Origin of the sequence: Fulvivirga kasyanovii (genome assembly GCF_009711405.1) — a bacterium.
In the GTDB taxonomy this organism is placed as follows: domain Bacteria; phylum Bacteroidota; class Bacteroidia; order Cytophagales; family Cyclobacteriaceae; genus Fulvivirga; species Fulvivirga kasyanovii.
Window position 1 is genome coordinate 1 of record NZ_SMLW01000602.1, and the last position, 25,528, is coordinate 25,528.

Consider the following 25,528-nt stretch of genomic DNA (forward strand, 5'->3'; position numbering starts at 1 on the left):
GTCATTTAACTATTTTCAAGGTGACCCTAAATAGAGCAACGGCATATCTATTTGAAAATAAATATACTAAGTCAATTGAGCAATGTTTGCTTGGAATTAAAATATTACAAGGAGATTCTTTGCCCTATACTAAGGACTTATTGTCCGGATTGTATTTCTGCATGGGTAGGGCATATAAGGCACTTGGTAAACATGATCCCGCGCTTGAAAATTTTAAGAAATCTCTTGATCTACGAAAAAGCATTTTAGGTTCAAAGCATCCAAAAATAGAAAATGTATATGCTGAAATGGCGATAGTCTATTCTGAAAAAAAAGAGTATGAATTAGCCTTGAAATTTTTCCAAAAAGCTCTTATATCCAATATTTTAGATTTTAATGATAATTCCTTTTATGTACATCCACCTCTGGATGATTATTTGGATGGTGATGCTTTATTTGGTTCGTTAAGGGATAAAGGAAATACATTTTATAAATTATATAAACAAAAAAGTGGGTCAAAAGATTTGGAAAGTGCTCTTATATGCTTTCAACTTTGTGATCAACTTATTAATAAAAGACTTAAATCCTCTCTAAACCTCAGCGATAAGATATTTTTAGAACAGTTTGCAAAAGAAGTATATCATAATGGCATTAAGGTCAGTTTAGAGCTTTTTTCAGTCACTAACAATGTTAAGTATAGGGAACTTTCTTTCTATTTCAGCCAAAAGAGTAAAGCCAATGTGCTTTTAGAAGCTATAAATTCAAAATCAGGCAAACAGCAGAACTTGTTACCGGATAATCTAAAACAGTTAGAAGATGATTTAAATGTAGATATTTCCTATTATCAGTCATTACGTTTGCAGGCTTTGGCTAAGGAAAGCAAAATTGATTCAGTAAAAGTCAATGAATATGACGATAAACTCTTTAACCTCAACCGAAAGCTTGACTCGTTAGCCCAATCACTGGAAAAAACTTATCCAAAGTATTATGACATAAAATACAATTACGAAACCCAATCCTTAACAGAGGTTCAAAGTAAGCTTAAGAAGCAAGAAGCACTTTTGGAGTATTTCAGTACCGATGACGGTACCTACGCATTCGCTGTCAGCAAGGATACTATTATTATAGAAGAATTGCCAGCCATTACCGAGGATCAGATAAGTACGCTACAACATAGCTTAAAACCAGAATTTTTTCTTAAAAATCAGCAGAAAGCCTTTGATGCATATACTCAAGTGGCTCATAAACTTTACCAGGATCAGGTAGGGCCACTACTCAGCAACTTTCAGGGAATAAAAAAACTATACGTTATTCCCAATGGCCATTTACACCAAGTGCCATTTGAACTCTTGCTGTTCAGGAAACCAGACTCTGACCAAAAACAGCAATATAGTGAATTGCCCTACCTCATTAAGCATTATAACATCTCTTATGCATACTCAGTTACCCTTCTGTTCAAGGAGAATTTGCTACCTGACTTAAAAAGGAAATCCATGGTGCTTGCATTTGCTCCAAACTATCCGGAACAGGTAAAGGACACCGTTGATCTTCAAATATTAGGCAAGTTTCGCGACGAAGTCACACCTTTGAAATGGAACCAAGCAGAACTCCAGTCTATTAACCAATATTTTGAGGGTGAGTTCCTTCATTCGGAAATGGCTACCGAGAAGATGTTCAATGAGCGTATAAATGATTATGATATCGTTCATCTTGCCATGCATGCCTTAGTCGATGATGAAGATCCAATGAACTCTAAACTTGTTTTTAGTCATGCTACGGATAGCTTAAATGATAGCTATTTGCATAGTTTTGAGATTTACAGCAAGCATATTAATACACAACTAGCCGTCTTGAGTGCGTGCAACACAGGTAGTGGAGAGTTACATAGCGGCGAAGGACTTATGAGTCTCGCACGGGCCTTTCAATATGCAGGATGTCCTTCCGTAGTGATGAGCCATTGGCGTGTCGATGATAAATCTTCGTCAATTATCATGGGGGAATTTTACAGGTACCTTGCTGAAGGAAAGAACAAAGATGAGGCATTGAGAATGGCCAAACTTAACTACCTGGATCAGGCTTCTCCACTGGGTCAGCATCCCTTTTACTGGAACAGTTTTGTTGTCATGGGGAATATAAAACCAATTGCTCAAGATGAAAATCACAAAATTTGGCATTGGACTTTCGGGGGTATAGGATTGATATTTTTACTTGTATTGGGTACGGCAGCTTATGCAAAAAGAAAACAATAAATCCAGAACCCCAGACTGGGTTAAAAGAAGGCTTTAAGCTCACCAAGAATATAAGAAACAGGAAGGGTAGTTAACCCTTCCAATGGGTTTTACCTCAACTCTTACAATCACTCCTCCTTCAAACTATCCACAGGATTCGCCCTGATCACTTTTTGAGCATGGTAGCTTAGGGTAAGCATCGTAATTATCAGGGTGGCCATAGCGGCAATCAATGGGTTCAACCAGTTAAAGTCTGTTCTTAATACAAAGTTTTGAAGCCAGTTGTTTCCGAAGTACCAGGATACGGCTACAGATACAGCAAAGGCCATAGCAAGTAGCACCAGAAAATCCTTTACCAGAGTAAAGTAAAGCGTTAAGTGACTGGCTCCCAGAACTTTTCTGATGCCAATTTCTTTTGAACGTTGCAGCGCAGTAAATGATATCAGGCCGAAAAGCCCCAGACAGGACACTAAAATAATCAGTACTGAACCAAATACCATCAGCCTGTAAAGCCGGTCTTCCTTCCCCAGCAGGCTGTCGAGCTGCTCATCCATGAAGGTGTATTGAAACGGATAAGTTGCTCCGTAGCTTTTCCACATTTTGCCGATAGCAGCCAGTGTTTCGGATTGGTTTTGAGGACCGATGCGTATGCCCATAAACCTTCTGCCTCCGTTATAATAGGTTATGGCCAGGCTCTTCAGCGCTTCACTGGCGGATACCATGCGGAAGTTATTGACTACGCCTATAATCGTACGTTGCTCCTCATCCTTCTCCCCGGGAAATTTAAATCGTGCCCCAACAGCATCTTCCAAAGTCTCATAGCCCAGGTATTTTGCCTGATAGGCATTGATCAATATGCTTCTGTAACCACTGTCGGCTTCCACAAAGGTGCGGCCGGCTAATAGTTCAATATCCAGTGTTTCCAGGTAATTATCACTAACCTCAATAATCTGGGTAGGTACTGATTCAAATTCTCCACTGGCCTTTTCAACCATAAAGCTGAATTCATTGATCCCGCTCAGAGGTACATCATTCATTCTCGTCACACTTTCTACACCAGGTATACTGAGTAAGTCCTGTTCAAATTTTTTGATGCTGCTTCTCACGGTTTCATCACGCAAGTCAATGAGTACAAGGTTTTCCTTATCAAAGCCCAAATCTGTTTTTCTTACATAATTCACCTGGTCAATCACCACAAGCGTTGAGATGATCAGGGACACGGAAATGACCTGCTGTGCCATTACCAGGGCCTTTCTGATGCTTAAATTTCCTTGTGATGGCCTGGTGTGTACTCCTTTGAGTACCTGAGCTGCCCCTAAAGATGAAAGGTGGAACGCAGGGTAGATACCGGAAATAAATCCGATGCATACTCCGATCAGCAATATACCTCCTATCATCAAAGGATCAGTTAAGAAATTCAGGGTTAACTGCTCCCCTGTCAATTGGTTAAATACCGGGAGAATAGCCTTCGAAAAGGCAATAGCAATGAGTGAGGCAATGAGTGATGTAGAGATTGATTCAACTATAAACTGGACAGCCAGACTATAGCGGCTTGCTCCCAGTGCTTTCCTCACCCCTACTTCTTTTGCGCGTGACAGGGACTTGCTCAAGGCAAGATTCATATAGTTGAAGCCTGCGACCAAAAGCAAAAAGATCCCCACTACGGTAAATACCTGTACGTTTTGGCGACTACCGTGGGCATAAGGTTCCCATATGTATTCGGGGGCCAGGTGCAGACTGGTCAGGGGTTGAAGTATAATTTCTGCCGTACCATTCAATTCATCGAAGGTTGATTTCATATACTTCTCAAAAAAGGCTTGCCAATGGTTGTTAACATCTGCCGGTTTGAAGGTGGATGTAGTTCTCACATAAGTATAGACATGGGCGCCATACCAGGAGTCAAAATCATCGGCAGCGCTGAAATAGGTGCGGTATGAGATGATAGCATCAAGGGGTAAGTGTGTTGGTTTATTGAAATCATCGAACACCCCGGTAATGATGGCTTCCTTCCCTTCCTCAAGCCCTACCCTTTTACCCAGAGCGGATTCGGTTCCATACAGCTTTTGGGCAATAGATTTTGAGACCACTATGCTGTTGGCATGGTTGAGTGCCGTGGCCGTATCGCCTTCCAACAAGGGCACCCTGAAGACTTTGAAGTATGTAGAATCAGCAAGAAAGGCATTTTTGGTCATGATGTAATCTTCCTGTTCATTCCAGAGCAGGCCCTCATGTACTTGCAGCCCGTTATAACCAAAAAGCCTTACCGAGGCTTTGATGCCCGGGTACTCTCTTACCAAAGCTTCTCCCATAGGCCTGGGCACATTGGAGTAAATATCCTGATGGTCATCCAGTGTAAAGTCAGCCACGACCCTGTAAACGTTCTCAGCCTCGCTGATGTGTTGGTCATAGCTCAACTCGTGCGCTACATATAAAAATATCAGGAAGGCAAAGCTGATCCCTAAAGTAAGCCCCAGCACATTAATGAAAGTATACACTCTGTCTTTAAGCAGGTTCCTGATCGCTATTTTCAATAGATTGAATTTCATTTTTGGTCGTGTTGTTATTGTTGATTCGACTGCAATAAAAGGGCTTTAACAGGGCTTAAAAGACTTAAAAATAATTTGAGACTAATTAATTTAGCTTGAAGCAGCGCCTTTAGCAAGGTTTTTTTTGAATTGTGACGGTGTTATTCCGGTATACTCCTTGAACAATCTGTTGAAGGAAGCTTTGGAGTTGAAGCCGGATTGATAGGCCAACTCCATGAGGGTGGCCTTTGGGTCTGCTTCTGTACTGACCAAACGTTTAAATTCCCTGACTCTATATTCGTTTATAAAGTCATTGAAATTCCTCCCCATGTTTTTGTTGATAAAATTCGATAGTTCGGCCAGCTTTAACCCGGTTGTTTCTGCCAGATCATGCAGTGTGAGTTCCGGGTTGAGGTATGCTTTGTCCGTTTGCATAGCTACTTTGAGCTTTCTCTTTACTTCTTCTTCATAGTTCACTGATTCCTGAATTTGCTCAACCTCCCTGCCTATAGTCTGAGATTTTAGAGGTGGCTTAATGTGAAAAAATGAAATGAGAATAAAGTATAGTCCGGCTGTTGCCTGAAATATGACCATGATCTGGTGGTTTTGCAGGTTAGTCATGGGAAGCATTAGCCGTAAAACCAACAGGAAAGCAGTTCCAGTCATCAGAACTTTGAGATAATGATCACCATAGATCACTTTACTTTTACTGAGTAAAGAAGTCCTGTAGGCCTCTGTACAGCTCAACCACTGGTAGACGCTCAATTGTATCAGGTATAGTGCATCAAATATCCCGGTCACCATCTTAACAGGAATCAGCGGGTAGGCGGCAAGCCATAGTAAAGGAATGCTAAAATGGACGAGGGCTTCTCCGGAAACTGTAGAAATTCTTTGAGTTCGTGTGAACAGGTAAAAAGAGGGCCATATCAGTAGGCTAAGCAGCTCATGAAATATTATGGGGGATTTAATCGTTGTTGTGGTTATGGCCAGTGAGAGGCAAATGCCACATACCCCAAAAAACATCTGCACCGGTCTGTTTCTTTGCGAAATGAGGATCAACAGGCTGAAAATTCCGAGATACCCTGAAATGACCAAGAGTATTAAGCTCGAAACCGAGATTGAGATGTTATGATCAAACCCCATACCTTGCTAAGATAATTGATTTAGCTTAAACCTGGGGTTTGTATAGAGTTTTCCAGGTTCAACACCTTCTTAAAATCAATAAAAACGCAGAGTCCCACTTATAACAGTTTGAGTGAGGCTCTGCTATTAAGGGCTTACTCCATCAAGAGAGGGTATCCAATATAGCCGCGCTTAAATGCTCCGAAGACCGAACGTATGCGTAATTGGGGTTAACGGTAGCACCTACTTTTTTCTTCTCCATTTCAGCGGTATAAGCCAGGTCCAATGCCTTGCAGTTCAGGCTTTTTGCACGTATTACGGTCTGATATAATATCTGCTTGTAAACATTGTGCTCATACAAAGACCCATAGTCCAGCCCTACGATCAGGGCGTGGTAGTTGTCTTGATTAATAAAGCTGAACATTACAGCAACAGGCTTTTGCGGGTCAGATTTAAGAAATAGTTGGATGACATCGTAGGACTCATTTTCGCACATCATATCAAAAACCTCTCTCGGTAGCTTGAAAACATTCAGGTCACAGGCTTTTTGCTGAACTGCGCTGTATAACTCGTAGCAGTATTGGTTCTGCGCTTCGGTTGAGGGCTTGTCAAAGCTTACCAAAAACCGGTCTTCATAAGCCAGTATTTCTTTTCTCAGGCTATACCGGTACTTCTGCCCCAGTGAGGACAGGTAAGCTTTCTGATCCGGCCAGTTCAGGTCATGGATATCGCAGTTATCGGGCAGACGAAGCTCCACAAGGCCAAGGTCGAGCATGGTATTTTTAAGTTCTGTATGTTCTGCCTCACTAAACTCGCGCAACATCAGGGCCGAGGCTCCTGCGGCATCGGCCGTCTTTTGCATTTGTTCGATGAGCATCTCCAGGGCGGTATGCCAATGGCTATGATTTTTATCTACAAAAACACCACTCCCCTTACTGAACAGGGTTCCGGTCATAACGATTTTGGAGGTAAGGTAATAGGGGTCTTCCATCCGCTCCTCTTCTATTTTCCTTGATACTTCTGCGCTGGAAAACATGTCTTCTTTAATTAACCCAACTGTAAAGCAGGCCATCAACACAGTAACCCCATTTGTATCCTTTATGGTATAGTAATTAAACTGCCAACGATTCTCCGCAGCAGAATTTGATTGATTAAATATACTTTCCAGTTGCGCCAGGTTGCTGTAGGTTAAAGTACCGTGTTGCCGGAAATGCTTTTCCCAATCATTTTTATCCAATTCCAATATTGAGTGATGCAACGCTGCCTGGAGCTTTTGGCTTGACGGCTTCTCAGCTTGTACGCTGTCACTGGTCTCAATCTCTATTTTAGGGAGTTTAAATGCCTTTGCAACTTCATCCAGACTGCTACCTTCCTCAATTATACCACGAACATACTCCTCCTGCAAAATATGCAGCATGGCTGAAATGTCTTCTTTGCTCAATTGCCTGTTGATCATAAACCTGAGCCCGCTTTTTTTCATGGGAACGGCTGGAAAACCCGCGGCATTGATAAAAAAGCCTCTTTGCTTCATTCTTCCAATGATATTGTATGTAATCCGGGGAAGCCCGACCGGGATAAAAAACAGTGGTGAATCGCTTACTTTATACTGTGGAAGTTTTAGCTGCTCCAGCAGTTCGTTGGTGTATTCCACCTTCTCTTTAAGGTCATTTTGATAGTCTGTGATATCAGCAGAAAGATGCAGTTTGGCAGAAGCCAAGGCGCCACCAAGCATCGGAGGCTGAATGGGCCCGGAAAATATGAGTGTGCTGCCACAATTCCTGACTTTGCGCCTCATCTCTTCGTTGGGAAACACAATGCAGCCCCCCGAAGAAGCAAAGGATTTGTTTAGCGATGTAGCCAGTACCATTTTGTCGTGGTGTGCAATTTTGCTACGAACTAGCCCTACCCCGTTCTTCCCTGTCCAACCCATGCCATGTGCATCGTCGATATAGAGGTGAAATTGTTTGTACGTATTAAGCAGGGACTCTATCTTATCCAGGGGTGCGAAATCGCCATACATAGAATACACCCCATCAGCCAGATACCAGATCTTTTCATGTTTACCACGTAGCATCCTGATCTTATTTTCAAGGCTTTCCATATCATTGTGTGGAATAACAAAAGTTTGAACACCTCTGGACTTGAGGATCTGCACCGTCATTTGCACACTGGAGTGTACTTGCAAATCAATTATAACGGCATCATTGTCTCCTATGATGACCGGCATGGTAGCCAGGTGCCCCAACGTTGTGCTGGCACTTACGATTACGGGTTTTTCAAACATTTGCTCCAGTGCCTGTTCCAGCTCTTCATAAAGCCCCAGTGAGAGATAAGTTCTTGAAGTGGAAAACTGGGTTCCATAGCGTTGCAGCGCTCCTAAAACTCCCTCCTTAATGGCTGAGTGAAATTCGAGCCCCAGGTAGCTACACGACCCGAAATTCACCAGGGAGCTGTCTTCTATCTGTATTTTTGAATTTGATATTTCCTCATTGGAAGTAAAATGTTGGATTACCCCTTTATCAATCGCGTTTTCTATAATGTCATCTAAGGTGTCAACGTAGTTTGCCATGCTTTTTAATGCTTTGTTAATGTAATTACCTATATGACAGTCAGGAAGGATTAAACTATACCCAGGGTCGATTATTTTTTTTTGAGTAGTTAATACTTGTTTTCAGGGTGAGCAGGACGGGTCTGCCCACCCTGAACCTTTATGGATTATCAGGTTGCTGCAATAACGTTACCTGATGCAGGTTATCCTCCGGCTTTCTATCGATGAGCTTATGGAGTGGATCAATTCCTGCCCGGGTTGGCTTCTGATTTACCGTAATTTCCAACTCTGTATGCTCACCGGTTATGAAGTGTTTTTTCTGATAGATCAACTCTTCTCCGGCATAGATACCTATATCAATCCAATCGCTAATAGCCAGCGCGCTCTCGTTCCCTAAGCTATCAGTACTATACTTTTGCGCTTCAAGGCTAAGCTTCACATGGTATTGGCCTGCATTGGTTCTTTCGTATGTGGCTTCATTGGTTTTCAATTTATAAATGGTTATCCTTTCAAACAGGTCTTTAATAACATATTGTAAACTATCGGGAGTAACCCGTCTGAAACACCCCAGCAGGTCGCGAGTAGTCGGATACCTGGGCAATGGTTTTTGAAAGCCATTCCAATCCGTTAAAAACCGTCTCAAGGCATTATTAACACTATCCTCTGAGATATAATCCATCAGGGTATGCATGTTGATCAGTCCCTTCCCGTAGTGGATATAATCCTGCCCTGACTCAACCAGGGCCAAGGGCATTTCGCGGCTTCGCTCCCTGGACCGGCCTTTGAGGTAGCTCTCTCTTTGTAACTTCAAAAGTTGCTCAACCTGAGCCTCCGGGAATGTCTCCCTGAATACCATTAAAGCCGCATATTGCGAGAGCGTTTCGGATAGCATGGCCATCCCCTGCACATTGGCCGGATTCACCTGATGTCCCCACCATTGATGGGCCACTTCATGGGCTGTTACATAAAAAGCCATATCTATATCTTCCTGGTCATTAATATCCAGAATGAAGCCCATTCCTTCGGAAAACGGAATTGTATTGGGAAATGATTGTGCCCTGTTTTTATATAGGGTTGACTCTAATATTCTCAGTTGACGATACTGATACGGGCCAAAATGTTTGGAGTAATAGTCCAGAGATTTCTTCATGCCGTCCATCATCCGCTCGAGATTGTATTCATGGCCTTTGTGGTAATAAATTTCCAGGTCAACCTTGTCTCCCAAAGCATCATTTGAAGGCACCCAATAGTCTTTCAAAACCTCATAACGTGCTGAAACTACGGAATAGAAGTTGGACATGGACTTGTCCATTTTGTAGTGAAAGTAACGGCGGCTTCCCTCCTTCCATTCCTTCTTCAAATATCCGGGCACTATAGCCGTTTGGCTGGTGTCGGTTCTGATCACCATTTCAAAATTGATCTCCTCCCCGTCTCCGCCGGCTTTCCCATCCAGTACAGCTATGGGGTCATCTATTTTGGCGCTTCTTACCTTCGGTGCCAGACCTAATTCACGGCGAACATGGTCATCATCCAACTCAATATCTTCATTGTACCCTAGGGTTGGCAAGTGGGAATTATCAAAAAAAGTACCGTTATAGACTACATGTGTATCGCTGTTTTCTGTAAAGCCTGTGGTGGTAAAGGTTTGCCTGAAAGCCATTTTGAGCGAATCACCGGGGTGTAGCGGGTGGTTCAACTCATAGATATAGTAGCTGAAAGGTTCGTATTTATTGTTTAGGGTAGCACCACCTTCCATGTCAAGGTATTCAAGCGCTACCTGGCCATTCGGCAATTTCTGAATATGGATTTCATTTATAGCCTGGTTGTGCCGGTTGGCAAGTACATAATATCCTTCAATCGTATAATCCCTTTCATAAGGAAAAAGGTCAATGTGCAGATTAACATCTACAATTTTGGGCTGAGGCATATTCTTGTACCGCTTGAGGGTTCTCTCATAATCTGCCCGCAGTGCATTTTGGGCCGGTTCGGGAAGGTAGCTATTGAGAATGTTGGTGTTGTAAAAAATAAAGCCACCGGTTAGCAAAAATACGATCACCGAGACACCAGACACTTGTAAAAGAGGCCTGGTCAACCTTGGTCTGCTTAGTTTCCATCTTTTGAGTAGCCGTGTTTCCGTTCCCCTGACTGACAAAATGATAGCAACTATGAAAAGCAATGTGGAAAACGCGAGCCAATAAAGTTTGAACCATAAATACGGCTCGAGGAAATGGCCATATCCGTTCATGGCTGAGTATCTCCCCAGATCTCCTGCGGCAAACGTGTACAGACCGTGATTGAAGCCCGTTACCTGTAGCATAATGGAGGATGCAAAAACAAACGCCACCACTATCAGATGTGCCAGGAATTTATGATTGACCAATACCTGAAAGAAAAAGCTGACAATGGTGAGGAAGAATAGGAATGGAAAGATCTCACCAAAGAAGCCGATGAAGTAAACATCAAGTTCATAATGGTAGTATCCGCTAAAAGTCTGGTAACCAATGCCCGCCAGGATCATAGCCACTATGAGCACTACATAGCTGAGGATGAGTCCGATAAACTTACCTGTGAGATTTACTGTATCTGATACCGGCAAGGCGTCATATATTCCATTGGCCCGGGCATCACGCTCCTGCCAGACCAGCTCTCCGGAATAAAATAGAATAATTGCCAGAAAGAACAATATGGTATTTTCCATCAGCTCACCCACCAGGATATCTGTAGTAGGGTAACTGTCAACGCCGTACACTGTACCCAAATTAAAGGGCGTGATAATCAGTATGCACATACCGCAAAGTACTATGGCCCAAAATGGTATGCTTTTTACTATAAACCTGAAATTGAATAAAGCGTGGTGCAGGAGTTGAATCAAATCAGCCCGGATACCGGCTCTGACAGTAACCGCAGGAATTTCCTTTAAGGTGTTACTTGCTAAAGGCGTACCGGCCCCTCTGCCTGCCCTTTGTCGCCTCTTTTTGGAGGCTTTGTCCCTGACTACCTGAAAGTTAAAGGCATAATACCCAATGATTAACGCGCCAACACCAATAGCACACCACAGTAAGCGGTTGTAAAGCAGTACATCATCCATAGGAACCATCATGCTGTTGCGCTCCGCCATAGTCCAAAAAGCGGTTACTATTCTGATGGTCTGAAAGGTGAAAGGTTCAATGAGTGCCGTTACAAACAGGTCATCATTCTTAACCGCAAGGTTCATGGCCACCAGGTAAGCCATGAGAAAAAAGAAGCCCTGGGTATAAACTACAATGAGCTTGCGGCTCAGTGCCCCACTAATGAAAAATAATGCTCCCCCAAAAAACAAGGTGGGCAATACCAGGTAAAGAAAAGGTTGAAGGTAATGCCATAACTCAAAGGCAGATAGCTCATTGGCTTTATGCCACGGCATGATGTCGCCCACGATCATACCCAAAGGCAAGCCGCTGAAAATCAATACCAGTACCACAAAAGACCCCAGGAACCGTCCCAGCAAATAATCCTTTTTGGTTATGGGATTGACGAATATCAATGACTCCATCTGATGATCAAAATCCCTCAATACGGCTACGCCCATGATCATAGATACTACCATCATAAAAAGAGCGGAGACAATGCCCATGGTACGGGCAATTATCAATGGGGCATTTCTATGTAGGGGATGTAGTTCACCTTCAAAAAGAAAATCTACTGCTATGACTGAAAAGAAAAAGAGTATGAAGAAGTAAATATAGGTATCAGGCCGCCTTGACCTGTACTGTATTTCGAATCTGAATATTTCGTATAACATGATTGTGTTTTGATAATTTTTGCTCCTAATGACGCAGAGTCCTCTGCGAGATCTGCAACTGACTCTGCTGGGAAGTAATTGTTTTTATTTTTTGCTTGTAATGTCTTAGAGTCCCTTTTCATGACATTCTGCTCGGAAGTGCTGGGAATGTACAGTCCACTGTTTAGGTTTACAGTCTATAGTCTACATTCACCGTTTACCTCTTTACCGAATACTGATTACTACTTTACTTTTCCATCGATCACCGGTCACCGAAAATCCTGGAGAAGTACACATCGCTTAGTTCAGCTTCAACAGGTTCAAAGCCCTGACCGGGATCACCTTCACTATAAATGTGGATTACCGGTTTTCCCTGAAGCAATCGCTCAGAGATCACTTCATGCTCTTTTTTATAGGCATCTAGCTCACTTTTATAGATGATCTTTCTGTAAATTTTGCCTTGAACTTCTTTTATGGCTTCCTGTGGACTCCCGGTGAGCAGTACTTCACCTTTGTTGATAATGGCCATCTGAGTGCACAATTCTTTCACATCTTCAACAATGTGAGTGGAGAGTATCACGATTGCATTTTCGCCCACTTCACATAGCACATTGTGAAAGCGGTTCCTTTCGGCTGGGTCAAGTCCGGCCGTAGGTTCATCTACAATGATCAGTTTTGGGTTGGCAAGCAGTGCCTGAGCTATCCCAAAGCGCTGTTTCATGCCACCGGAATAGCCTCCAAGGTTCTTTTTCCTGGCCTCATACAGGTTTGTTTTGTGAAGAAGGGCCTTTACTACTTCCCTCCTTTCCCCAGCGTTGGTTAACCCTTTCAGCACTGCCAGGTGATCCAGCAATACTTCTGCAGATATTTTAGGATACACTCCAAACTCCTGCGGGAGGTAGCCCAGCATCTTTCTCACTTCCTGCTTTTGGGTAAGTACATCCAGCTCACCTAATTTAACAGACCCTCCATCAGGCTCCTGCAAAGTGGCAATAGTTCTCATTAATGAGGATTTTCCGGCCCCGTTAGGCCCCAGCAGGCCAAACATACCCGCTGAAATTTCCAATGATACATTCTTTAGTGCCCTTACCCCGTTGGAATAGGTTTTTGACACATTGGTAATTGATAGATTATTCATAGTTCGATTCGTTTGCCCCAACATTAGCAGTAAAATCACTCAGCTCTGAGGATGTGTTACAGACGACCAGCCGTAGCTTTTAGAAAGCGCTGCGCACATCATTAAGTGCTTTAACCCCGGTCTGACGAACGTTCGTCCCAGCCTCAGGTATGTCTGTCAACATGTTTGCTCGGCATATATTACTTGGCTATTATTGAACCATGATATTGAATGTGACAAAGGGCAAACGACTTATAAAGAGGTATCGCTATTGGTTAATGGCAATGGCGATGATTGTTATACTTATATTTCTTGAAAGTGACCTGGAGGAGCCTTTCTTCTCTTTTTTGGCTTTTATCTTTTTTGGACTCATCGCATTTTGGGTGGCCCGATGGCTGTTCAATCAGATCAAGTCTACCTTAAAACTGAAAAAAGACAAGGCAAATACGGAATTGCTGCACTTGCAGAGCCAGGTCAATCCTCATTTCTTTTTTAATACGCTGAATAACCTTTATGGCCTGATGGACAAAGATGTTGGCAGAGCCAAAAGTATGGTGCTTAAGCTTTCAGACATGATGCGGTACAGTATATACGATGGTCAAAAGGGACTGGTGTTACTGGAGCAGGAGGTTGAATATTTAAATAATTACATTGAACTGCACAAAGCACGGTACCACAAAAAGATCGACATCCGGTTTACCTGTCATATTCAGACGGAAGGTGTTGAGGTAGTGCCCCTGATGTTCATTATTTTACTTGAAAATGCTTTCAAACATGGGGTGGAAAACCTTCGGGAGGAAGCTTATATTCAAATGAGCCTGATCGCTAATGAAAACGAGGTTAGTTTTGCGGTGGAGAATAACTTTGATTTGGAAGAGGCCTCTTCTGCCCATGGAATAGGTATCAAAAACCTGAAAAGGAGGCTGCAACTTGCCTATCCTAAGCGTCATTCTCTAAAATTGAAAACGCTCAACGATATATACAAAGCACAACTTACGCTAAAGCTGACATGATCAAATACATAATCATAGACGATGAACACATTGCACATGATGTCATTAAGGGGTATTGCGATATGCTTCCGGATATGAAGTTTCAGCAGAGTTGTTACGATGCGCTGGAGGCTATTCAATACTTAAACCAGCACACCATAGACCTTATATTTCTGGATTTGAATATGCCAAAGCTCAAGGGCTTTGACTTTCTGAAAACCCTTACCACACCCCCAAAGGTCATTGTAACTACAGCCTACAGCGAGTTTGCGCTTGAAGGGTATGAACTCAATGTTTCTGACTATCTCCTAAAGCCTTTCAGCTTCGAACGGTTTCTCAAGGCTATCAACAAAACGTTTGTCACCCCAAAACACTCCTCTCCCACTCTGCATGCTGATAATGCTTCTAAAACCACTCAAGAGCGGATTTTTATCCAGAGCGACAATAAGTATGTGCAGGTAATCATTGAGGATATTCTTTACATTGAAGCTTCCGGAAATTACTGCAAAGTGGTGACTCAGGAAGGTACCATAATAACCCGGGACAAAATCTCTAACCTGATCACCATACTCCCCGTAACGGACTTTATTCAGGTACACCGGTCGTTCGTAGTGGCAGCACAACACATCAAAAGTATAGAAGGCAATATGATCCACATCGGAGGCTCTACGGTGCCTGTAGGGAAAGTTTATAAGATGAATGTTAGCAGGTTGCTGGGGCTATAACAACCCGCGATAGATAAGATAAATGAGAGCATTGAAGTTTGTTATGCATTAGACTATGCTTACAATGAATTATGCCTTAGGTTTGCGGCTTATTTTTAAATCATTAAAACACTTGATAATTACAGATGATAGCCATTGTATCTCCTGCCAAAACGTTAGATTTTGAAACTGAGCATAGCCATCAGCATACACTTCCAAGGTTTCAAAAGGAAGCACTTGAACTGATACATGAACTCAAAAAGCAATCTGAGGAAAACATTGCTGAGTTAATGTCTATCAGCGATAAGCTGGCTCAACTCAATGTGGAGAGGTATCATAACTTTACTAAAAAGAAAGACCCGGTACATGCTAAACATGCCATATTTGCTTTCCAGGGCGATGTCTATCAAGGGCTACAGGCTGAGACTTTTAATGAGGACGAACTTGAGTACAGCCAAAAGCATTTCAGAATACTTTCCGGTTTGTATGGGCTCATCCGGCCGCTGGATCTTATTCAACCCTACAGGCTTGAAATGGGTACCAGACTTAATGTAGGTGAGCACGCTAACCTCTATGAGTACTGGCAGCATAAAATTGCAAAGCAGCTCAACAAAGACTTGAAGGCTCAAGGTGATAATCTTCTAATTAATCTGGCCTCCAATGAATACTTTAAGTCTGTGGATACCAAGCAACTTAAAGCAAAGGTTATTGATGTGGACTTTAAGGACCACAAGAATGGCGAGTACAAAATCATTTCATTTTATGCCAAAAAGGCTCGTGGTCTCATGAGCCGATTTATCATCAAAAACCAGCCTACAACGGTAGAGGAGCTTAAAGCTTTTGATTATGAGGGGTACTACTATGATGATAAGAATTCTACGGAGGATTTGCTGGCGTTTAAGAGAGGGTGATTAGATTACTGAGGCTATCACGAGGTCTTTTAAGACGTTAAATATTTTTTAAATTAATTATTGTGTTTATCCCCATAATCAAACAGCATAAGAAATGGCCGATCTATATAAAAATAAATATAGAATTGCCTCTACACGTCTTCCTGGCTGGGATTACGGGTGGAACGCAGCATATTTTGTAACGATCTGCACAAAAAATCGGACCCATTGGTTTGGCAGGATTGTAAAAACGAAGGACCTCAATTCCCAACAAATGCAATTATCCGAAATGGGACAAATTGCCAATCGGTGTTGGTTGGAAATCCCTGAACATTTTCCGTTTGTAAAATTGGGCAATCATGTTGTTATGCCTAATCATGTGCATGGGATCATTATTATTGATAAACCGGATATGGATTCTGTAGGGGCGCAAAATTTTGCGCCTCTACAGAATCCATACACCATAACCACCCCAAAAAACAAATTCGGCCCACAATCCCAAAACCTGGCATCCATTGTACGCGGTTTTAAAATCGGTGTCACCAAAAATTCCCGACTGATCAATCAGAATTTTGCCTGGCAATCCCGGTATCATGATCATATCATCCGAAATCAAAGATCGTTTGACAATATTTCACAATACATTATCGATAATCCATTGAAATGGAAAGAGGACAGGTTTTATACCTTGTAAAAAAGATAGAATTTATTCCAATGCCTTACCATGACTCTGCGTCATACAAAAAGCAAACACGAAATACCTATTGTTCCTTACCAAAAGACGGATCTGTTACCTCACTGCCCTTATTCCTTTTGAAAATACCTGTCACTCCTTTTACACTTGACCTGATGGTATTTTTTCCGGCATCTTTTATTGCAGTCATTACACTCGTAACAACCTTTCCTGATGATTCAAGGACCAGATTTTTCAATAGTGCGGAGGCGGTAATGAATGAATTCTTTCTAATGGTCTTACGATCTGCAATGTCCCATGAACCGCAATAGCGCTGGGTTACGATGCCTACGCGCAAGGTCAGGAAAGCGTTGGTAGAGCCTTCCAGCAGGCTATCGGTGACTATATGGGCAGCATGACCTATAACAGGCAGCGATCTGCCGGGGCTGCGGAGTACGGCATTTATGATGGGTTCTATTTGGCGGGTGATATCAATTTCGTCTAATTCAGACGCAATAAGCGCAGTAGCTCCTACATTACCATAAAGTTTAACCATGTCTCTTAGCGACGGCCTTTGCCAGTAAATATGCGCCACTTTCCAGATCATCCTGCTTTGGGTGATGAATACTGTCAGGGCATCAAGCTTTCCATTTTGCGAAATGGCCGTAGTAAAAAATACGCTTTTGGCAGTTTGCTTTATCACATCCTGGGCTTCCTTGTTGAGCAGCTCCAGCGCCTGCTTCATGCCTTCTTCGGTATTTACATTGAAGCCGGCTTTCCTGACCAGTTTGTTCCTGGCCAGGCGGCTTTTGAGGATCGTGTGGTATTGGGCTTCATCTTCATAGTTGTCGGGAAAAGCCACTGATTTGGGTAGTCGCGCAATCAGGACAAAGGGGATGAGCAATAAAAGGAAAATAGTAACGCTAATAAACCCTGTAACCAGCCAGGCGAGGGTTACATTGATAGTGGTCAGGTTGGCGTGAAAGGCTATGATCTGGTTGACAGCGAACAGCACAAAGCCAAGGATAAACGCCAATGAAACCAGTAAGCCAATTTTCTTTAAGCTTTTCATATTGTTTTAGACAGCGAAAATGGTTAAAAGGTTTCAAACCAGCTCAACAACCTCAATGTAGACCAGTCAACAAGGGAGGAAAAATAAACTAATCTCCTTGCCAAATGGTTATAAATTTCGCACCATGCAACTGTATAAGCACAAAATTTTCATCCATGACCAGCGAGGCACTTACAGAATATATTCACAATGTACTGATCACCATCCATGAAAACATCAGAGAAACCAGCGACCGCAAAGGCTGGGCTGATGAAGAAGAACTAACCCACATCGAAAGCCGCCTGCTGACCTACAATGAGGTGCTGCAGACCTTTAAGATCATAGCCCGTGAGATGGATTTGCCGGAGAGGGAGTTGGGGTTGTGAGAGATATCCTCACAACCCATCATAATACCTAAAAAAACTACATTCCTCAATGATCTGAGAGTAGAACTTCGTTGATTGATATTCCCTTTTTAGCTTCTGAAAGCTCTTTTTATAAGGCAGTTCTTCTGCACCAGCTTCTCCTTTGTAGTACCAATACCTGTTTGTCGTTTGGTTGTACATCTGGTTGAGCTCGCATTTGGCCATCATGTATAAGCATCTGGCGTTGAGTTCTTTATCGGTTGAGTTTTCAATTACTTTTTGATAGTGCTTATAGGCGTTTTCGGCGAGGTGGTAATCGGTCCTTTTTTTTCCTTCCACATAGTTGAGATTATAGCCTTCCCGGTCTCTGATGTACTCTTCTGAGGTACGGTCTCCGGAGCGGTAAGGGAAAAAGTCATAATTGCAGCAATTGCCATCACCGGTCAATGTACCGCGGAAATAGCCGGTATTGGAGACGTTGAAGTAATAGTTGGCCAACAGGTAGTGTGATAGTTTGCGCTTCCACTGTTTGGTGTCTTGGGTCATGGAGTCCAGCTTCAACAAATTAAGAGCAAGGTCGGCTTTGCTGAAGGTGGGTTTTATGAAAGAATAAACCGATGCCAGGAATACGGAATCTTCCATTACTTCAAGTTCATCACACCCGAAGCACTCCATAATGTTGTTGCTAAATACTCTTGCTGAAACGAAATTGGCTATCCCCTCTCCCGGCTGGGCACTTACCGGGTTATTCTCCAGGTATGGCAATGCCTTACCCGGCTGAGCGTGCAACAGATAATAGCTGCCTTTAATAAATTTGATATATGCAGCTAATGAGTGCGCCCCGGTTGTAGACTGCGTACGGGCTATAAGCTGTTTTTCAAAGCCGTTGTATATTCCCTGCCCTGCCAGCTTTTCAAAATCCTCGATAAGCTCCAGAGAGTTAACATAGCGAAGTTTGTCAATGTCATTATGGGTCAGAAAAGCCTTAGCCAGTTGTCCGTTTTTGTAATATAAATGACCAGCCTGATCCTGAATTAAGTGTTTCCAGTTTTGTTTTGTAAGGTAGTAATAAGAATCTGTATTGAGATCGCTAAGTATTCCTGCAAGGTAAGCTTCCTCTTTAGGGCCGATGGATTTCCATGAAAATACCTCATAAACATGCTTGAGAGAGTTGACCTGAGCAGTATAAGTTTTGGATTTTACTCCGTCCAGTTTGCTTTTGGCCGTTGGTATGTTGTTTTGTAAAAAGGAAAGATAGGAATCAGCCAGCAGCCAGAAATCCTTATTCTGGGTGTTCTTATTGTTATAGATAGTAGTGGCTAATTGTTGAAGCTCTTTCACTTGTGCAAGTTCATCGCTTTTGAGACGAGGTAAAATAATATCCGAAAGGCCCACGTTGGTTGGCCATGCTTCACGCTCAATACCGTTGAGTGCCCTTACAAAAAGCAGTTCCAGTTTCTTGTCGTTGGGTGAGACAGCCAACAGTTCACGTAAACCGCCAAGCTCTTCAGTGAAATCCCTGAGGCTTTTGATGGTAATGTAGGTGGCCTGATCATCATTTCCCTTAAAATAGGACTTACCCTCGGCTCCCTTGTCTACACAAAATTTGTAGCTCAGATAAGCGGAAGGTTTGCGGTCAACGCTGTGTTCAAATACTGTCAGGAACATATAGGCCGCGTGTTCATAGTCCTGTAATGAGTAGTGGCATCCGGCAACCTGGTCAAGAAGATAATAATCTATTTCACTTGAAGGGGCTTTAGCGGCTCCATGGTTATTGAAAAAGTCTATGGCTTCCTGGTATTGATCGGAGTAATGCAAAATTCTGATAATCTGGTACGCATACCTGGCTTTGAGTTGGTCATTTGTCTCCTCCTGGTACTTCGACATGCCCTCATTCAACAAATTAGTAATATCCGAAGGCGATGATTTTTTGATCTGGTTGTACTGCCATGAGTATTCTGCCCTGTAAGCAAAAGTCTCGCTGCATTTTCTGGCAAAATCCATATAGGCTTTGGCATCCTTCTCCAATGCTCCCTGCTTTCCTGCCCAGGCGCTTTGAAACTCAGCCTGGGTTTTGGCAAACAAAGCTTTTGTCACGTCCTCAGCCGACCAGCCGGAAAGTAGTTCCTGCCATTGGGCAATGTTGCCTGAATGGATGTCAACAACCTGCTCACCATCCATACCTTCATAAAACGTATTGCTTTCGTCTCGAAGGAACGGATAATAAGCCTTATTGGAAATATTGGATTGATAAAACAGGTTATAGAAGAAATACAGGTCGCTATCCGGTGCCCAACCGCAGGTTAATGCGGCTTTTGACACCAATAACAGGAGCATAACAGAGAGAAAGCGCTTCATAGTTTTTCGAGGAGTTTGGCCAAATCTACTTGTTTTAGTACGTCATCGTCAAGATGATACAAAATAATATTATTAAGTTGGAGTTCACTATGCTTCACAATGGAATAGGAATCTAAAATTTCATCTACGCCACTTTCTTCCAGCTTCAGCCGGTAGCCTTTCGAAAGATAAAACCCATGGTAAAGCGTGTCACGGGTAACTTCAAATAAATGACTATCCAATTGTCTGAAATGTAGCTTGTCTTGCTTTAAGGCTTCCGGCCTAGATTTATTCACCAGCCGTATTTGTCCCCTGTTATTTTTAATTACAGTTTGAGAAAACAGCGGCAGGGCTACATCCAGCTTTAAGGGATATGTGGTAGTATTATGAATATAGTCATCTACAATATCAGACTGAATAATGGAATTTTGCTGTTCATCTTTCAGATTGCCCATATTGTACAGCATCAGTACACCAGTCTTTGTGGGGGGTACACCGGTCTTGTCTTTATACTTGATCTGGTGCAAACGAATGGTTGGTACTACATCCAGGTCCCGGCTCAGCATGCGGATCAACTCGAAGTACTTGTCTCTGGTGGTTTCCGACCAATCGCAGTCCAGTTGAATCGTTTTGAGTTTTCTGCCAAAGTGGTGCAGGCTGATCTCGTCAACCAGCCCCACAATCTGTTCACTGAGCCGATCGAGATCAATATGACCCTTGAATGACCTGTTCGTGATAAAAACCACGGGCACAATATCATATGCTTTAAAAGCACTGTCTACCTTGTTAAGCACGTAAACCGGATAAACACCTTTATCTGTCCTGTCTACATCAAAATAGTGCATGTAAAGGGTGTTGTCTATCCTGGAATGATCCAGAGCTGAGGAAATGGCAGGATTATGTTCTGCATTATATTTCCAATGATAAAATGAAATGGTGGATTCCTGCCTATCGGTGCAGCCGGAAAGGAAAATAATAAGGGCGATATATAAACAGCAGGCTTTCAGGAGATTTTTATCGGGAGTTAGTAATCTGCTTAAAGCCGTGAAATTATATTTTTTGAGCCATTAAATAAGCGCGCCGTAAGACATTTTTTATGTAAAGATTCGCTTTAAGCATTAGGCAATATGACGTTTTAAACACCTGAAAAATTGTCTTATTCTGAAAGTTCGGTAAAGCTTAGCTGCCCGGCCAATTGATGTGTTCATGGCAATAGGCTGCAGGCACAGGTGGCTCAGGCTTGCTGAGGATAGCAGCTATTTCCTCCGTATCTGTTCCTAACCCCGGAATGTCATCGATATTGGCTTTGACCCGGCGTTTAACCAAACCCATCCATCGCCTGCGGAGTTCAGCCCATTCACGGCTTTGGTAGCCATGATCGATAATGGCATCATAAGGCCTCATTTCAATATAAATGGTACGGCGCACGCCCTTTTTGAGCTTGGCAGGCGAGCCATGAAGCACCATCATGTCCTGTATCAAAATATCACCTGCTTTGGCTGGCTGGCTTACTGAGCCGGGTATCTCCCATCCATGGCTTTTGGTCAGGCTACAGATATCCTGGGCTTCCGTGTGGGTGCCGGGCACATATCTGAGGCAGCCGTCATCCTCTTCTGCATCATCCAGGTAAATACCAATATTTAAATATGGATAGCGGCGGTTATGAAGTGCATCCTGATGCCACAAAATTGCGGAATCAGCGCATTGATGCTTGAACAGGACATCGCATTGCAAAGGAACCGCTCCCGGCTGGCAAAGCTCTTCTGCGATGGCCAATAAAGGTGAGGATGAAAGCAGGTTGAGTACGGCATCGGGATATATGCCTAAAAGATCATTACATCTCGTCAGCATGTTGATGCCTTTATTTTCAACTATATGCATATTTTTAGTCTCTAAACTTTGTAAGTCACCGGTGGCAGCTCTCTGGCTCAGCTCATGGGTCAAACCCTGCCACTGGCTCAGCAGGTTACCCGAAATGGCATTGGGGAGCAAAAGAAAGCCATCTTTCCGTAAACTATTCCGCTGAGCAGTGCTAATACCATATGCGTCCATATACTTTATTGTAATGCTTTTATTCAAGATAAGTTTAGAATATAAATACTACAACCCCGGCTCTCTAATAAGACTATTTCAAAGTTCTGTTATTTCCATATTTCAATTGATCATTTCCGCACCTAACCATTTGATATTCAAAACATTTTCATTGAAAAGGACGAAGGATTTCGCTAACTTTATTACTATTCCTTAAACCAGAAGAATTCAGCGTTTATTTTAAGTCTGTACATCAGTTTGTATGTCTGCGAGTACATTGAACAAGATGAAAGACCATGGAGGCTCAAACACAAAAAGGCTATATACTACTGGCCGATATCTCCGGTTATACCGCTTTTATGGCCAATTCTGAGCTAGCCCATGCTCCTCTCGTACTCGGCCATATCATTCAATTCCTCACCAAAGAGCTGACACCTGCCTTACAATTGGCTGAAGTTGAGGGCGATGCCCTGTTTCTTTACGCAACCGAAGATGTTATTTCCCGTGGGGAGTTGCTATTGGAGTTGGTAGAATCTGCATACATCAACTTCCGTATCAATAAAAGAACAATGACCCACAACATTACCTGCCCTTGCAGGGCGTGTCAGGAAGTCTCTAACCTCGACCTGAAATTCGTTGTTCACTACGGGGAGTTTGTACTTCAGAAAATAGCAGGGAAAATTAAGCCCATTGGGTCGAGTGTCAACCTTGCTCATCGGCTTTTAAAAAACACTGTTTCCGAGGCTACAGGGTGGAATGGTTACGTCTTATTTTCCAATATCTGCATCGATAAAATGGGTATCAGCCCTGAGAATATATATCATGGAAGTGAAAGTTATAAGCATTTTGGTGGTATCAATATCACTGCGATCAATTTCGATAAAAAATACAGGGAGTACACTGCCAATAGCAAAGACTATGTTACTGAAGCAGAAGCCGATGTAAGCGTAGAGTATGATTTTACAGCTCCACCTCCAATTATCTGGGACTGGCTTTGCGACCCAAACAAACGAAATAAATGGTATGCCGGCAATAAGGCCAACTGGGTAGTAAAAGACAGACCTGCGGGCCGTACCGGGCCTGAATCTCAGAACCATTGTACCAATTCTAACTTTATAGAGCATATACTGGACTGGCGGCCTTTTCATTACTATACCGTGTGCAATAAACGAGGCTGGATCAATGCCAAGATCACGGGTGAGTTGGATGAAATGAATGGCGGAACCCATTTTAAATGGAGGTTAAGGCTTTTGGGCATATTGCCACGCCAGGTATTACGGCTTATCAGCAAGTTTATCGCCCATAAAGTGTTAGAAATGAATTCAAGCCTTGGCAATCTTGAGTCGCTTAGCAGAGAGAATTTTATGAAATATAAAGAACAGGGACAAGATGCTATTGATGCACATCCGAATTTGGCTGAAGTACAACAAAACCATTATTGAGCCTCATCCGGATTCATATCTCAAAACTCAAAACCAATATTCGAATTTATTCAATAATACAAAGTGCCATATAAACTAAACCACTATGAAAACAGTACAGGAAGTAGCTAACAAATTGGTAGAGCTTTGTCGCAACGGTCAATTTGATACCGCCGAAAATGAGCTCTATGCAGACAGTATTTTATCTCTTGAACCAGATGGTACACCATCGCACCGCATTGAGGGCATTGCAGGAAAGAGGGAAAAAAGTAAGCAGTTTACTGAGATGACAGAAGCAATTCACTCTATAAAAGTTTCTGACCCCATAATTGCAGATAATTATTTTGCCGTAACTATGAAGCTAGACATGACCATGAAAGGCGCAGGAAGAACCACCATGGAAGAAATATGTGTCTACGAAGTGGAAAATTGTAAAATAGTCACCGAGCGCTTTTTCTTCTCTCCCACCCCTCAGGAAATATAAAGCCCCTCAATTTTTTGATGTTCCGGAATCTAATAGACAGGCTGCCATGTGATGTTGCATAGCGGCCTGTCTTGTTATGGCGTTTTGCTCGTAGTCTCAGTTTTCTATTTCTTCCACTTTCTTATTAAAGGCCTGCAAGTCTTCCGGTTTAAACTCCTTTGCCAGCTTCCGGGCTTTTTGACTTGTTTCAATAGCCAGAGGTATATTACCATCCTCCTTATAGGCTTCAGCCAGGCGTAAATGTAGTTGGACCGAGTTAGGAAAATAGCTTATGCCCAGCTTTGCCAACTGGATTACCTGCTGGTTTGTTCCAAACTTTTCGGCTCCATGAATCTTTCCGGTTAAACTGAAGCCATATCCATGAGCATTTTCCACAGGGTAAATGTCAAAGCCATATATAGATGACAGCTTGTCATAGTAAGTTTTAAAATGCTCGTGCGCATAATCTATGGTTTTGTCCCAGCCTGCCCAGCCCGGATTTCTCCACACATCATCAGGGTAGATAGCTTCAAACCCTGACCTGAGACCCGCCAGCGACATCAGGTAATGTTCCTCGTTATCCATAACATCAACCTTGATCCGGACTCGGTCGGGAGTGTAATTTTTCAACTTTAACAGGGCATCGTCAAATTTTTCTTCCGAATGAACAAAGGTTGAAAAATCACTGGCAGCCCTGCCCATGTAAAAGACTGTTTTGGGATGGTTTGGGTCATTGTTTTTGGATATTACCTCATCAAATAATGATGAACCAGTAACCCTGTCCCACTCCAAATGAGCCGATAAAGCCAGGTAGGAATGGAACAGGTCGGGCTGGCTATGGAATACTTCAAATAAAAAACCTGTTGAAGGAGACAGGCCAATAATGGTCCGGTGTGAATTCACCCGGTAGTTCTGTTCGAGGTAAGGGATCAACTCATGTCTGAAAAACCTAATGTACTCTTCAGGCTTCCCTCCCCACCTTTTGTAGCCAGCTTCATGTCTTTTATCAAACTCTCCATTGGCAATACCTACTACAATGGATTCGGGCATTTTGCTTCTTGAAGCCATATATTGGGTAACCGTATTTGTGACTTCAAAAAGGTATTCTGCCTCGAGGGAAAATACTATCGGGTAGCTCTGTACATGCTCATTGTACTTTGGTGGCAGGGAAATATATAGTTCTTTTTCTTCCCCCAGCACCTCAGAATATATTTCGAATTTATTTCCGATGATAATAGGTTCCCCTTTCGCATTTTCTGCATGCGGTGCCTGGGGTAAATTCTCCGTTTGTGCATGGGTACATGAGCTTTCGAAAATAAGTG

The 25,528-nt window shown here is 42.7% G+C and carries 18 protein-coding genes; 8 read left to right on the plus strand and 10 right to left on the minus strand.

All coding sequences use genetic code 11. The features are described from left to right. On the plus strand, positions 1 to 2,228 hold a 2,228-nt coding region (locus tag E1163_RS18095; RefSeq protein WP_221418032.1), incomplete at its 5' end, for a CHAT domain-containing protein. 107 nt (positions 2,229 to 2,335) lie between these two features. Here E1163_RS18095 and E1163_RS18100 read toward each other — a convergent pair. From E1163_RS18100 to E1163_RS18120, 5 genes are all read right to left on the minus strand, one after another. Further along, on the minus strand, positions 2,336 to 4,753 hold the full coding sequence (locus E1163_RS18100) for an ABC transporter permease (protein WP_155173869.1): 2,418 nt from the start codon (positions 4,751 to 4,753) through the stop codon (positions 2,336 to 2,338). 90 nt (positions 4,754 to 4,843) lie between these two features. Next, positions 4,844 to 5,875: a helix-turn-helix domain-containing protein gene (locus E1163_RS18105; RefSeq protein WP_155173870.1), complete on the minus strand. Its 1,032-nt coding sequence runs from the start codon at positions 5,873 to 5,875 to the stop codon at positions 4,844 to 4,846. 142 nt (positions 5,876 to 6,017) lie between these two features. Next, positions 6,018 to 8,423 carry an aminotransferase class I/II-fold pyridoxal phosphate-dependent enzyme gene (locus E1163_RS18110; protein WP_155173871.1) on the minus strand — a complete coding sequence of 802 codons (2,406 nt, stop codon included), beginning with the start codon at positions 8,421 to 8,423 and terminating at the stop codon, positions 6,018 to 6,020. A gap of 139 nt (positions 8,424 to 8,562) precedes the next feature. Next, the gene (locus E1163_RS18115; protein WP_155173872.1) at positions 8,563 to 12,183 is read right to left on the minus strand and encodes a M1 family aminopeptidase; all 3,621 of its coding nucleotides are present in this window, start codon (positions 12,181 to 12,183) and stop codon (positions 8,563 to 8,565) included. Between the two features lie 241 nt (positions 12,184 to 12,424). Beyond that, entirely contained in the window at positions 12,425 to 13,300 is an 876-nt protein-coding gene (locus E1163_RS18120; RefSeq protein ID WP_155173873.1) for an ABC transporter ATP-binding protein, read from the minus strand. Positions 13,301 to 13,569: 269 nt separating this feature from the next. On the opposite strand from E1163_RS18120, the gene E1163_RS18125 reads away from it, so the two are divergent. From E1163_RS18125 to E1163_RS18140, 4 genes are all read left to right on the plus strand, one after another. After that, a complete protein-coding gene (locus E1163_RS18125; RefSeq protein WP_221418033.1) occupies positions 13,570 to 14,292 on the plus strand; it encodes a sensor histidine kinase in 723 nt (240 codons plus the stop codon). After that, entirely contained in the window at positions 14,289 to 14,996 is a 708-nt protein-coding gene (locus E1163_RS18130; RefSeq protein WP_155173875.1) for a LytR/AlgR family response regulator transcription factor, read from the plus strand. Before E1163_RS18125 ends, E1163_RS18130 begins: the two co-directional genes overlap by 4 nt. 125 nt (positions 14,997 to 15,121) lie before the next feature. After that, positions 15,122 to 15,886, plus strand: a complete 765-nt coding sequence (gene yaaA, locus E1163_RS18135; protein ID WP_155173876.1) for a peroxide stress protein YaaA — start codon at positions 15,122 to 15,124, stop codon at positions 15,884 to 15,886. 94 nt (positions 15,887 to 15,980) lie between these two features. Next, complete coding sequence (locus E1163_RS18140; RefSeq protein ID WP_155173877.1) at positions 15,981 to 16,559, plus strand: transposase; 579 nt, start codon at positions 15,981 to 15,983, stop codon at positions 16,557 to 16,559. Positions 16,560 to 16,626: 67 nt separating this feature from the next. Here E1163_RS18140 and E1163_RS18145 read toward each other — a convergent pair whose 3' ends face one another. Continuing rightward, positions 16,627 to 17,610 carry a DUF697 domain-containing protein gene (locus E1163_RS18145; protein ID WP_155173878.1) on the minus strand — a complete coding sequence of 328 codons (984 nt, stop codon included), beginning with the start codon at positions 17,608 to 17,610 and terminating at the stop codon, positions 16,627 to 16,629. Positions 17,611 to 17,765: 155 nt separating this feature from the next. On the opposite strand from E1163_RS18145, the gene E1163_RS18150 reads away from it, so the two are divergent. Then, positions 17,766 to 17,975: a hypothetical protein gene (locus E1163_RS18150; protein ID WP_155173879.1), complete on the plus strand. Its 210-nt coding sequence runs from the start codon at positions 17,766 to 17,768 to the stop codon at positions 17,973 to 17,975. 9 nt (positions 17,976 to 17,984) lie between these two features. On the opposite strand, the gene E1163_RS18155 is transcribed toward E1163_RS18150, so the two are convergent. The 3 genes from E1163_RS18155 to E1163_RS18165 all read right to left on the minus strand — a co-directional run bounded on the left by E1163_RS18155 (position 17,985) and on the right by E1163_RS18165 (position 22,370). Next, positions 17,985 to 20,312 (minus strand): hypothetical protein, encoded by a 2,328-nt coding sequence (locus tag E1163_RS18155; protein WP_155173880.1) that lies wholly within the window; start codon positions 20,310 to 20,312, stop codon positions 17,985 to 17,987. Further along, positions 20,309 to 21,136 (minus strand): hypothetical protein, encoded by an 828-nt coding sequence (locus E1163_RS18160; RefSeq protein ID WP_155173881.1) that lies wholly within the window; start codon positions 21,134 to 21,136, stop codon positions 20,309 to 20,311. Before E1163_RS18160 ends, E1163_RS18155 begins: the two co-directional genes overlap by 4 nt. 334 nt (positions 21,137 to 21,470) lie before the next feature. Continuing rightward, positions 21,471 to 22,370 carry a phytanoyl-CoA dioxygenase family protein gene (locus E1163_RS18165; protein WP_185156134.1) on the minus strand — a complete coding sequence of 300 codons (900 nt, stop codon included), beginning with the start codon at positions 22,368 to 22,370 and terminating at the stop codon, positions 21,471 to 21,473. Positions 22,371 to 22,618: 248 nt separating this feature from the next. On the opposite strand from E1163_RS18165, the gene E1163_RS18170 reads away from it, so the two are divergent. Then, the gene (locus E1163_RS18170; RefSeq protein ID WP_155173883.1) at positions 22,619 to 23,764 is read left to right on the plus strand and encodes a DUF2652 domain-containing protein; all 1,146 of its coding nucleotides are present in this window, start codon (positions 22,619 to 22,621) and stop codon (positions 23,762 to 23,764) included. Between the two features lie 85 nt (positions 23,765 to 23,849). After that, positions 23,850 to 24,227, plus strand: coding sequence for a SnoaL-like domain-containing protein (locus E1163_RS18175; protein ID WP_155173884.1), 378 nt, complete (start codon positions 23,850 to 23,852; stop codon positions 24,225 to 24,227). A 96-nt stretch (positions 24,228 to 24,323) separates the two neighbouring features. Here the strand turns inward: E1163_RS18175 and E1163_RS18180 are convergent. Continuing rightward, positions 24,324 to 25,528 (minus strand): alpha/beta hydrolase (locus E1163_RS18180; RefSeq protein WP_155173885.1); only part of this gene is annotated, 1,205 nt, incomplete at its 5' end.

Coding starts and splice junctions, on each gene's coding strand:
- E1163_RS18100 (WP_155173869.1), bottom strand. CDS start 4,753: ATGAAATTCAATCTATTGAAAATAGCGATCAGGAACCTGCTTAAAGAC.
- E1163_RS18105 (WP_155173870.1), bottom strand. CDS start 5,875: ATGGGGTTTGATCATAACATCTCAATCTCGGTTTCGAGCTTAATACTC.
- E1163_RS18110 (WP_155173871.1), bottom strand. CDS start 8,423: ATGGCAAACTACGTTGACACCTTAGATGACATTATAGAAAACGCGATT.
- E1163_RS18115 (WP_155173872.1), bottom strand. CDS start 12,183: ATGTTATACGAAATATTCAGATTCGAAATACAGTACAGGTCAAGGCGG.
- E1163_RS18120 (WP_155173873.1), bottom strand. CDS start 13,300: ATGAATAATCTATCAATTACCAATGTGTCAAAAACCTATTCCAACGGG.
- E1163_RS18125 (WP_221418033.1), top strand. CDS start 13,570: ATGATTGTTATACTTATATTTCTTGAAAGTGACCTGGAGGAGCCTTTC.
- E1163_RS18130 (WP_155173875.1), top strand. CDS start 14,289: ATGATCAAATACATAATCATAGACGATGAACACATTGCACATGATGTC.
- yaaA (WP_155173876.1), top strand. CDS start 15,122: ATGATAGCCATTGTATCTCCTGCCAAAACGTTAGATTTTGAAACTGAG.
- E1163_RS18140 (WP_155173877.1), top strand. CDS start 15,981: ATGGCCGATCTATATAAAAATAAATATAGAATTGCCTCTACACGTCTT.
- E1163_RS18145 (WP_155173878.1), bottom strand. CDS start 17,610: ATGAAAAGCTTAAAGAAAATTGGCTTACTGGTTTCATTGGCGTTTATC.
- E1163_RS18150 (WP_155173879.1), top strand. CDS start 17,766: ATGACCAGCGAGGCACTTACAGAATATATTCACAATGTACTGATCACC.
- E1163_RS18155 (WP_155173880.1), bottom strand. CDS start 20,312: ATGAAGCGCTTTCTCTCTGTTATGCTCCTGTTATTGGTGTCAAAAGCC.
- E1163_RS18160 (WP_155173881.1), bottom strand. CDS start 21,136: ATGCACTATTTTGATGTAGACAGGACAGATAAAGGTGTTTATCCGGTT.
- E1163_RS18170 (WP_155173883.1), top strand. CDS start 22,619: ATGGAGGCTCAAACACAAAAAGGCTATATACTACTGGCCGATATCTCC.
- E1163_RS18175 (WP_155173884.1), top strand. CDS start 23,850: ATGAAAACAGTACAGGAAGTAGCTAACAAATTGGTAGAGCTTTGTCGC.